A 5635-nucleotide genomic window follows, 5' to 3' on the forward strand; every position below is an offset into this window, starting at 1 on the left:
TTAATAAAACATTACAAAATGACATTTATATATTGCATTAAGTTAGATATATGATATAATAATGTTAAAAAGAGGCGCAACTGTTTAAAACTATAAGGAGGACGAAGGTGGCTAAAAATTTAAAATTAAAATTAGCTCGGGTAGAGCTTGATTTAACACAAGGTCAACTGGCAGAGGCTGTCGGGGTGACACGCCAGACTATTGGTTTGATAGAGGCGGGAAAATACAATCCCAGTCTCTCACTCTGCCAATCCATTTGCAGATGTTTAGGGAAAACCCTAGACCAACTATTTTGGGAGGAAGAAGATGGTAAATAAATTCATTCATTATCAATTACTTGACGAAAGAGAAGAACAACTAATCAATAAAGCTGGGGCAGAGTCTTTTTCACTCTTTATTGGGCTTGTACTTCTAAGCTATTTGGTGGCGGTGTTGGCTCCATCTCTTTTTAATCCGAATTTTCTAGTCTATACTCTGATAGTAGGAATTTTCTTCTTTTTCAATCGTGCACGTTATCTGGGAGTGACCTACTATAGTCGTTTTCATTTTACGATTTTGGGTTGTTTTTTCTTAACCTTGGCTATTACGGCTCTTTTGATGTTACAGAATTATCAATTCAACATAGAAGTTTATCAGCACAATCCTTTGAACGTTAAATACCTATCTGCTTGGGCAATTACTTATGTTATTTACCTTCCCTGGGTCTTTATTGGCAATCTCGGTCTGAAGAGCTATGGCGAATGGGCTCAGAAAAAATTTGAGCAAGACATGGATGAACTGGAGAGTGGAGAATAGCTTGTTACTCTTTTCTCAATCCAGCTAAAATGTGATATAATAGTACTAATTTATTGGAATACATGAAAGTTCTTGAAAATTTTCATGGGTTTCTAGCTAAGGAAGTAGGAAAAGTATGTATCCAGATGATAGTTTGACATTGCACACGGACTTGTACCAGATCAACATGATGCAGGTTTACTTTGACCAAGGAATTCACAATAAAAAGGCGGTCTTTGAGGTGTATTTCCGCCAACAGCCTTTTAAGAACGGCTATGCGGTTTTTGCTGGTTTGGAAAGGATTGTGAAGTATCTTGAAGATTTGCGCTTTTCAGATAGTGATATCGACTACTTAGAGTCGCTTGGCTATCATGGGGAATTCTTGGATTACCTTCGAAATTTCAAGTTGGAGTTGACCGTTCGTTCTGCCCAAGAAGGGGACTTGGTCTTTGCTAATGAACCGATTGTGCAAGTTGAAGGCCCTTTAGCCCAATGCCAGTTGGTCGAAACGGCTCTTTTGAACATCGTCAACTACCAGACCTTGGTGGCTACTAAGGCAGCTCGTATTCGTTCAGTCATTGAAGATGAACCCTTGATGGAGTTTGGGACACGTCGGGCGCAAGAAATGGATGCGGCTATCTGGGGAACACGCGCAGCGGTGATTGGTGGTGCCAATGGAACCAGCAACGTGCGTGCTGGTAAACTCTTTGACATTCCTGTCTTGGGAACTCATGCCCATGCCTTGGTACAGGTTTATGGCAATGACTATGAAGCTTTCAAGGCTTATGCTGCGACCCACAAAAATTGTGTCTTTCTGGTAGATACCTATGACACCCTTCGCATCGGTGTACCAGCTGCCATTCAGGTGGCGCGTGAGCTGGGTGATCAGATTAACTTTATGGGGGTGCGGATTGACTCTGGGGATATTGCCTACATTTCCAAGAAAGTTCGTCAGCAACTGGACGAGGCTGGATTTACAGAGGCTAAGATTTATGCTTCTAATGATTTGGACGAAAATACTATCCTCAACCTCAAGATGCAAAAGGCCAAGATTGATGTCTGGGGCGTGGGTACCAAGCTGATTACAGCCTATGACCAGCCAGCTCTTGGTGCAGTTTACAAGATTGTTGCCATCGAAGATGAAAATGGGAACATGCGCAATACGATTAAGCTGTCTAATAATGCAGAGAAAGTGTCTACGCCAGGCAAGAAGCAGGTGTGGCGCATTACCAGTCGTGAAAAAGGCAAGTCAGAAGGCGACTATATCACTTATGATGGCGTAGATGTTGCCAGCATGACAGAAATCAAGATGTTCCATCCGACCTATACTTACATCAAGAAGACGGTTCGTAATTTTGACGCTGTTCCTCTCTTAGTGGATATCTTCAAAGACGGAAAATTGATTTACAACCTTCCTAGCTTGACTGAGATTCAGGATTATGCTCGTAAGGAATTTGACAAGCTTTGGGATGAGTATAAGCGCGTACTCAATCCGCAGCACTATCCAGTGGATTTGGCGCGTGATGTATGGCAAGACAAGATGGACTTGATTGATAAGATGCGCAAGGAAGCCCTCGGTGAAGGAGAAGAAGAATGAGTTTGCAAGAAACGATTATCCAAGAGTTGGGTGTCAAACCGGTGATTGATGCCCAGGAAGAAATTCGTCGTTCTATTGATTTCTTAAAGAGATATCTGAAAAAACATCCCTTCCTAAAAACTTTTGTACTAGGAATTTCTGGAGGACAAGACTCAACCTTAGCAGGACGATTGGCTCAACTGGCCATGGAAGAACTGCGAGCAGAGACAGGGGATGATAGCTACAAATTTATCGCTGTCCGCCTGCCATATGGAGTGCAAGCTGATGAAGCAGATGCTCAAAAAGCCCTAGCCTTCATCCAGCCAGATGTCAGTTTAGTCGTCAACATTAAGGAATCAGCTGATGCTATGACAGCTGCAGTTGAAGCGACAGGTAGTCCTGTTTCAGATTTTAACAAGGGCAATATCAAGGCACGTTGCCGTATGATTGCTCAGTATGCCCTTGCTGGTTCCCATAGCGGAGCGGTCATTGGAACAGACCACGCCGCGGAAAATATCACAGGTTTCTTTACCAAGTTTGGTGACGGTGGTGCAGATATTTTACCCCTGTTCCGCCTCAATAAACGCCAAGGAAAACAACTATTGAAGGAACTTGGTGCAGACCCAGCCCTTTATGAAAAAATCCCAACAGCAGACCTAGAAGAAGACAAACCAGGTCTAGCTGACGAAGTGGCTCTCGGAGTCACATATGCAGAGATTGACGACTATCTAGAAGGCAAAACAATCAGCCCAGAAGCTCAAGCGACCATTGAAAACTGGTGGCACAAAGGCCAACACAAACGCCACCTACCCATCACCGTATTTGATGATTTTTGGGAGTGAGACAGAAATCGGTAACTCACAGAGTTCGATTTCGTCGTCTCACCCCCGCAACGATGACTAGGTTTGAAAAAGCTTGCTAGAGCGCATTTCAAACCAGACAGCGACTGCGTCAAGAAACTAACTAGATGAAAAACTTGTTTTTATCTGTTACTGAGTTTAGTCTTTTACTACGAGCATAGAAATAAGGAAGTGAGGTGGAATCATGAAAGCTATCGGTATGCAAACATTACAGACAGACCGTTTGATCTTGAGAAGATTTGTGGAGAGTGATGCAGAAGCTATGTTTCAAAATTGGGCTTCGTCTGCTGAGAATCTAACCTACGTCACTTGGGATCCCCATCCTGATGTCGAGGTCACTCGAAACTCCATTCGAAATTGGGTTGCCTCCTATACCAATCCCAACTATTACAAATGGGCTATTTGTCTCAAAGAAAATCCAGAGCAAGTGATAGGAGATATCAGCATCGTTGCAATAGATGAGAACGATTCTTCTTGTGAAATTGGCTATGTGTTAGGCAAGGCTTACTGGGGGAATGGTATGATGACAGAGGCCTTGAAAGCTATCTTGGATTTTTGTTTTATTCAAGTAGGCTTTCAAAAAGTCAGAGCACGTTATGCCAGTCTCAATCCAGCTTCAGGTCGTGTCATGGAGAAATCAGGGATGTCCTATCTCAAGACTATTACCAATGGTGTAGAGAGAAAAGGCTATCTTGCGGATCTTATTTATTATGGTATAAGTAGGGAAGACTAGTGAATTTTTTCTGTTTCCATCGAAGTCAGACTGTGTCTGGCTTTTTTTGCAAAATTTCTAAATAACCTGATTAAATTCCTATTTTTCCCTATCATTGTCCCTATTTTTTCGAAAATGGAAGGAGTATAATAAACCTATCAATAAAATGATAGGAGGAACTTTATGGGTCATATTTTCTTTTTTCTAAGTGTCTTTTTGGCAGGGATTCTATCCTTCTTTTCTCCTTGTATCTTACCCTTGTTACCAGTCTATGCAGGGGTCTTGTTGGATGATAAGGACGGTGCTCAGGCTTCTAGCAAAAAATTTTCAATCTCAGTTGTTAGTTTATTACGAACTCTAGCTTTTATAATAGGGATTTCCTTTATTTTTATCTTACTGGGCTATGGAGCTGGTTTTTTAGGAGATTTGCTTTATGCATCTTGGTTTCAATATGTGACGGGTGCGGTTATCATTCTCTTAGGTTTGCACCAGATGGAGATTCTACACTTTAAGGGGCTTTATAAGGAAAAGAGGTTACAACTGCAAGGACAGGGGCAAAATGGTAAGGGCTATAGTCAGGCATTTTTACTGGGCTTGACCTTTAGTTTTGCTTGGACGCCTTGTGTGGGGCCGGTTCTGGGGTCTGTTTTAGCCTTGGCGGCTTCAGGTGGTTCAGGAGCTTGGCAGGGAGCGGGTCTCATGTTGGTGTACACGTTGGGCTTGGCGCTACCATTCTTGCTTCTAGCTCTGGCCTCTAGTTATGTTTTGAAACATTTCCGAAAACTTCATCCCTATCTCGGAATCCTCAAAAAAGTGGGTGGGTTTCTCATTATTGTGATGGGACTCTTGGTTCTGTTTGGAAATGCTTCAATTTTAAGTCAATTATTTGAATAAAATGGAAAGGAATATCAGTATGAAAAAATGGCAAACATGTGTTCTTGGAGCAGGTTCGCTCCTTTGTTTGACGGCTTGTTCAGGCAAGTCCATGACCAGTGAACACCAAATGAAAGATGAGATGAAGATGGAGCAGACAGCTAGTAAAACAAGCACGGCTAAAGGGAAAGAGGTGGCTGATTTTGAGCTAACTGGAGTAGATGGCAAGACCTACCGCTTATCTGACTACAAGGGCAAGAAAGTCTATCTCAAATTCTGGGCGTCTTGGTGCTCCATCTGTCTGGCTAGTCTTCCAGATACGGATGAAATTGCTAAAGAAGCTGGCGACGACTATGTGGTCTTGACAGTAGTGTCACCAGGACATAAGGGAGAACAAGCTGAAGCGGACTTTAAGAATTGGTATAAGGGATTGGATTATAAAAATTTCCCAGTCCTAGTTGACCCGTCAGGTAAGCTCTTGGAAAGTTATGGTGTTCGTTCTTACCCAACTCAAGCCTTTATAGATGGTGAAGGAAAATTGGTCAAAACCCAACCAGGTTTTATGGAAAAAGATGCGATTTTGCAAACTTTGAAGGAATTGGCCTAGGAGGTGTTCTATGAATGATAAGTTAAAAATCATCTTGTTGCTAGGAGTATTTTTCCTAGCCATAACCGGTTTCTATTTTCTATTGATGCGAAATGCAGGGCAGACAGATGCCTCGCAAATTGAGAAAGCGGCAGTCAGCCAAGGAGGAAAAACAGTGAAAAAAACAGAAATTAGTAAAGATGCAGACTTGCACGAAATTTATCTAGCTGGAGGTTGTTTCTGGGGAGTGGAGG

7 protein-coding genes and 1 pseudogene are annotated in these 5635 nt (G+C 42.3%); all 8 read left to right on the forward strand.

From position 1 onward, the window contains the following. The first annotated feature begins 107 nt into the window (after positions 1-107). Positions 108-317, forward strand: a complete 210-nt coding sequence (locus SMIDD26_RS02295) for a helix-turn-helix transcriptional regulator (RefSeq protein ID WP_001107500.1) — start codon at positions 108-110, stop codon at positions 315-317. Further along, positions 307-795, forward strand: coding sequence for a DUF6773 family protein (locus SMIDD26_RS02300; RefSeq protein ID WP_033680009.1), 489 nt, complete (start codon positions 307-309; stop codon positions 793-795). The genes SMIDD26_RS02295 and SMIDD26_RS02300 overlap by 11 nt, the downstream gene beginning before the upstream one ends. Before the next feature lie 115 nt (positions 796-910). After that, entirely contained in the window at positions 911-2371 is a 1461-nt protein-coding gene (locus SMIDD26_RS02305) for a nicotinate phosphoribosyltransferase (protein WP_061438782.1), read from the forward strand. Further along, positions 2368-3192: an ammonia-dependent NAD(+) synthetase gene (gene nadE, locus SMIDD26_RS02310; RefSeq protein WP_061438783.1), complete on the forward strand. Its 825-nt coding sequence runs from the start codon at positions 2368-2370 to the stop codon at positions 3190-3192. Before SMIDD26_RS02305 ends, nadE begins: the two co-directional genes overlap by 4 nt. A 202-nt stretch (positions 3193-3394) precedes the next feature. Continuing rightward, on the forward strand, positions 3395-3943 hold the full coding sequence (locus SMIDD26_RS02315; RefSeq protein WP_061438784.1) for a GNAT family N-acetyltransferase: 549 nt from the start codon (positions 3395-3397) through the stop codon (positions 3941-3943). 162 nt (positions 3944-4105) lie between these two features. After that, positions 4106-4816 (forward strand): thiol-disulfide oxidoreductase-associated membrane protein CcdA2, encoded by a 711-nt coding sequence (gene ccdA2, locus SMIDD26_RS02320; protein WP_061438785.1) that lies wholly within the window; start codon positions 4106-4108, stop codon positions 4814-4816. 19 nt (positions 4817-4835) lie between these two features. Further along, positions 4836-5402, forward strand: coding sequence for a TlpA family protein disulfide reductase (locus SMIDD26_RS02325; protein ID WP_061438786.1), 567 nt, complete (start codon positions 4836-4838; stop codon positions 5400-5402). A 10-nt stretch (positions 5403-5412) separates the two neighbouring features. Further along, positions 5413-5635: pseudogene (locus SMIDD26_RS12555) on the forward strand (peptide methionine sulfoxide reductase); the annotation flags it as partial.

Source organism: Streptococcus mitis, from assembly GCF_001579035.1.
In the GTDB taxonomy this organism is placed as follows: Bacteria; Bacillota; Bacilli; order Lactobacillales; family Streptococcaceae; genus Streptococcus; species Streptococcus mitis_J.